The following is a 3,473-nucleotide window of genomic DNA, read 5'->3' on the forward strand; positions in this document are numbered from 1 at the left end:
ACCCGCGCAAAGAGTTCAACAAGGGCGTAGCCGCAACCTGCCAATGGTTGCTTGGCCTCGGTGATAAACCCTTTGGAGAAACGGACGATGCCACGCAGTAGCGAGTTAATCCCTTGCATCATGTTGCACAACCGCATGAGCAAGGAAGAAGCCGAAGCCTGGGCAGACAAACACTGTGGGGATTGGCGCAATACCCCACTACCCAAAGCGAAGCGGATCAAGTCCATCGCTTCAAATGAAAAGGAATGGGAGGACGAAAAGTGATTCGACAATTTAATTGCCCACATAGTCGCACTGCTATCGAGAAAGAAATCGAAATGGCGGAAAGCCTTATGGAAAAAATGGGCACAGCGTTTCCAGATTGCAGCATGGAAGAAGGCTATATCGCAGCCCTGCGTTTTATCTTGAATCAGCAAGGTTCTGAGGTGCGAGAGGAATTTGAAAGCATGATGACGGAATAACCATGCCTAAAACGAAACAGATAACCGAGCAGTTAGCGGTTATCTGTCTATCTAGCGTCGTGGCTAGGTACTGATGAGTAGCGAAGAGGTTTTTATGAGTACAGAAATAACAAAGGAAATGTGGAAAGACATTGAAGGTGAAATGTCTGGCAGTTGGGTGCATGTTGTTTTTGACTATAAAGGGCATGAAGTAACAGTGAATCGTGTTCGTGTTTCAGAATCCAAAACATGTTTGCAAGTGTACATTGATAAAGTGATTAAAGGTGAATGGATAAGCTTTAGCGGAAACAATGGCATTAGTGACAAAGCACCAGTCATTCTGGCCGATGTTTGGTGTAAGAAAACCAAAGCCAAGTATGACACTAAATTTAAAACAGCTGTGACCAAGATATGGGGCAAGCGTGGTGTAAAGAAAAAGTATCCAGATCTAGAAGATAAGTATGTTTTCTATGTGCCAGAGTTTTCCAAAGCGTCCGTTCTTTGTCGCCAATTCAAAAAGCTTGATGGCCTTACGTTAATAACATCGAGTGATTACATTACGGGGGTTGCTTAATGAAACTCACCCGTTGCCCAGTGTGCCACAGCAACATTCACTTGGATGCTTTGATCCAAGACCAAGCAGGTCGTGACTTGCTTGGTGATGTGGCGGCACTGCCTGATTTTATTGCCAGACCATTATTGAATTACATCGGCTTGTTTCGTCCGCTCAAGTCGGATTTATCCAATGGTCGTGCGCTGCGCCTTATGCGTGAAGTCACCGACGAATACAAAGCGGATCATCTATTGGCTTCCGCGCTGATTGAAACGGTCAACAAGCTGCGTGAAAAGCGTATTCAGTTTCAAGACGTGAAGCCACTCGCCAACCACAACTATTTAAAGCAGGTTTACAAAAGCCTAGCGGTAAAAAATAACGTGGCAATGCCGACAGAAAACCACGCTCACCAAGGCAAAGCGGAAGCAGTACAAACCACCAAGCCTGATGATAGCCAGTGGTATATCGAGCAAGCTAATCGCATGGTGAAAATGGGCATCGACCCACTTGGCGAGAACAGCACGATTGCCAACAAACTTAAAGAAATGAACTGGAAACGGGAGAGTGAAAATGGATAACCCTTCAAGCTTATTTAATAAAAATTGGAATGGTTCTTTCGATGAGCTTTATGCGAAAAGAAAGCCCATGATGGTAGAAGAAATGACACCAGAAGAAGAACTTAAGTTCGCGTCAGAGTGTATTTCCATTATTCAGCTTTATGCACAACAAAGAGCAGTAAAAGTGCGACCTGAAATTTTTCAAGTCATTGCAAAAATCACAGAGTAATAAGCGAAACAAGCAAGGCGTAATGTCTTGCTTGTCTGTCTAGCGTGGTGGCTAGGTACTGATGAGCAGCCCAAGGAGATTGAGATGTCAGCAATGTGTAATGAGTAACTATAAATAAAAAAGAGTGGGATTTTCAGGGATTATCAGAGATTTTGTGAGAATGGCTTAAAGCCAATAAAGATGGGTGCTCTCGGCAGGTTTCTATTCTACTGCGAAAAGCACCCTGTCAAATGAAGTTAAAAATTTAGAAACACAGGCAAGTAAAAAGAAAAAATACCGCTTTAGTCGTAGTGGTATTTTGAAGGTCCAGGAGGGACGACGTCATGTGATCATTTCTACGGCTGCCTTACGATACTTTTCTATCGTCATTATCAATATCAACATTCATTGCTGGATCTACTTTTAGTCCGGCCAGGAGCATGTATTTCGCCTTACGAACAAAAGCGAAAATCTCTTTGAACTCTTCGTCGTTTAAGTCAGATACCAACGCTAGCAGCCGTTCGTCTCGTTCTGAATTGGCAAAGTAAAGACTATCAATGCCTTGGCGAAGGGCTTTTTGATAGATCTTGTCTACAACTTCTACTGGGGCGTCATTGATGGATTGTTGAAGTTTTTTGTATGAGTCTTCGCCTGAATTGACTTCTTCAGGCCAACCTAACGCTTTTTGGGTGTCGCTTGGAAAGCTATCAATGTGATACTCAAAGGCTCTCCCTTTGACACCTTCCGGTTTTCTTTTTAACCAGTTTTCATTTTTTGCTTTGTATGCAATGCCTGATTGAGTTGTTGGCATGCCTAGGAGTCCGATTAACTCCCTAGATTGAAACCATTCTTTTTGCTTCATTTTAAAATCACCCTTAAATGAAGGCGCTTAATTTATCTGGCGCAATTTATTTAAAATAAAAACTCTTTTAAAATCAACGGCGTAACATCAATTGGTAAAAATGCGCCATATTTTTTAAATGAAGTAACCTGATTTAACGCTTAATTTAAAATATCTTTATCTCAATCGGTCGTGTAGCTGATATCGGATACACGGTTATGTAACCTTTTATAGTGTCACAAGAGGAGGGAAAAAGAAATGAATGCAGAAGATTGGCATCAAGCTGATATCAAAGCAGAGCTTGAAAAAAGAGGAACAAATTTAAGTAAGCTTTCGAGAGCTGCTGGGCTAGCGGAATGCACGCTGCGCAATGTGTTCCGAATGAGATATCCCAAAGCTCAAAAAATCATTGCAGAAGCTATTGGGGTTGCACCTGAAGTCATTTGGCCGACTCGTTACTAGGGGTTTTTATGTGGTTTTTAAGTAAAGATCTTTTGAATTTACCGGGAATGCCTTCAACCCCATCCGGCTTGAAATACAAAGCTGATGAAGGTGGTTGGTGTAAGCGCAAGCCGGAAGGTGTAAAGGGTCGAGTGTATGAATACCACATCGACAGCTTACCTCCTGAAACCCAGAAGTATCTGCGCCAGGTTGAGGCCAAGAAACAGCTCACTGAGGTGATTGATAAGTTCGACTTGCAAGACGTGCTAAAGCGTCGTGCAGAAGAAGATGAACAAAAACGACTTGAGGAGCAAAAAGCGTTAAACGGCATTGATGAAGAGTATCGCGTTAAAGCGCTTGTTCGTGCTGGCCTTGTGTATGAATACGAACAATTCAAAACAACGTCGCAGCTCGGTAAAGGCTCAAACGTCAT

Annotated in this window: 8 protein-coding genes and 2 other RNA genes; 8 read left to right on the forward strand and 2 right to left on the reverse strand. The window is 42.8% G+C overall.

The window, feature by feature from the left end:
- A partial coding sequence (locus ACK5MF_RS09340; RefSeq protein WP_416921544.1) for a hypothetical protein occupies nucleotides 1-287 on the reverse strand: 287 nt, incomplete at its 3' end.
- 30 nt (nucleotides 288-317) lie between these two features.
- On the opposite strand from ACK5MF_RS09340, the gene ACK5MF_RS09345 reads away from it, so the two are divergent.
- The 6 genes from ACK5MF_RS09345 (at nucleotide 318) to ACK5MF_RS09370 (ending at nucleotide 1,854) form a co-directional block, all read left to right on the forward strand.
- On the forward strand, nucleotides 318-461 hold the full coding sequence (locus tag ACK5MF_RS09345; protein WP_416921546.1) for a hypothetical protein: 144 nt from the start codon (nucleotides 318-320) through the stop codon (nucleotides 459-461).
- A gap of 9 nt (nucleotides 462-470) precedes the next feature.
- Nucleotides 471-548: hammerhead ribozyme type II (locus ACK5MF_RS09350), an RNA gene on the forward strand.
- Between the two features lie 7 nt (nucleotides 549-555).
- On the forward strand, nucleotides 556-1,014 hold the full coding sequence (locus tag ACK5MF_RS09355) for a hypothetical protein (RefSeq protein ID WP_416921547.1): 459 nt from the start codon (nucleotides 556-558) through the stop codon (nucleotides 1,012-1,014).
- Nucleotides 1,014-1,571, forward strand: a complete 558-nt coding sequence (locus ACK5MF_RS09360) for a hypothetical protein (RefSeq protein ID WP_416921549.1) — start codon at nucleotides 1,014-1,016, stop codon at nucleotides 1,569-1,571. The genes ACK5MF_RS09355 and ACK5MF_RS09360 overlap by 1 nt, the downstream gene beginning before the upstream one ends.
- Nucleotides 1,564-1,779, forward strand: coding sequence for a hypothetical protein (locus tag ACK5MF_RS09365; protein WP_416921551.1), 216 nt, complete (start codon nucleotides 1,564-1,566; stop codon nucleotides 1,777-1,779). Before ACK5MF_RS09360 ends, ACK5MF_RS09365 begins: the two co-directional genes overlap by 8 nt.
- A 1-nt stretch (nucleotide 1,780) precedes the next feature.
- Nucleotides 1,781-1,854: hammerhead ribozyme type II (locus tag ACK5MF_RS09370), an RNA gene on the forward strand.
- A 271-nt stretch (nucleotides 1,855-2,125) separates the two neighbouring features.
- Here ACK5MF_RS09370 and ACK5MF_RS09375 read toward each other — a convergent pair.
- A complete protein-coding gene (locus tag ACK5MF_RS09375) occupies nucleotides 2,126-2,620 on the reverse strand; it encodes a DNA-binding protein (RefSeq protein ID WP_416921553.1) in 495 nt (164 codons plus the stop codon).
- A gap of 237 nt (nucleotides 2,621-2,857) precedes the next feature.
- Between ACK5MF_RS09375 and ACK5MF_RS09380 the strand changes: the two genes are divergently transcribed.
- Nucleotides 2,858-3,061, forward strand: coding sequence for a helix-turn-helix domain-containing protein (locus tag ACK5MF_RS09380; protein ID WP_416921555.1), 204 nt, complete (start codon nucleotides 2,858-2,860; stop codon nucleotides 3,059-3,061).
- An 8-nt stretch (nucleotides 3,062-3,069) separates the two neighbouring features.
- Nucleotides 3,070-3,473 (forward strand): DNA-binding protein (locus tag ACK5MF_RS09385; protein WP_416921557.1); only part of this gene is annotated, 404 nt, incomplete at its 3' end.

This window comes from Vibrio sp., from assembly GCF_047973365.1.
Lineage (GTDB): Bacteria > Pseudomonadota > Gammaproteobacteria > Enterobacterales > Vibrionaceae > Vibrio.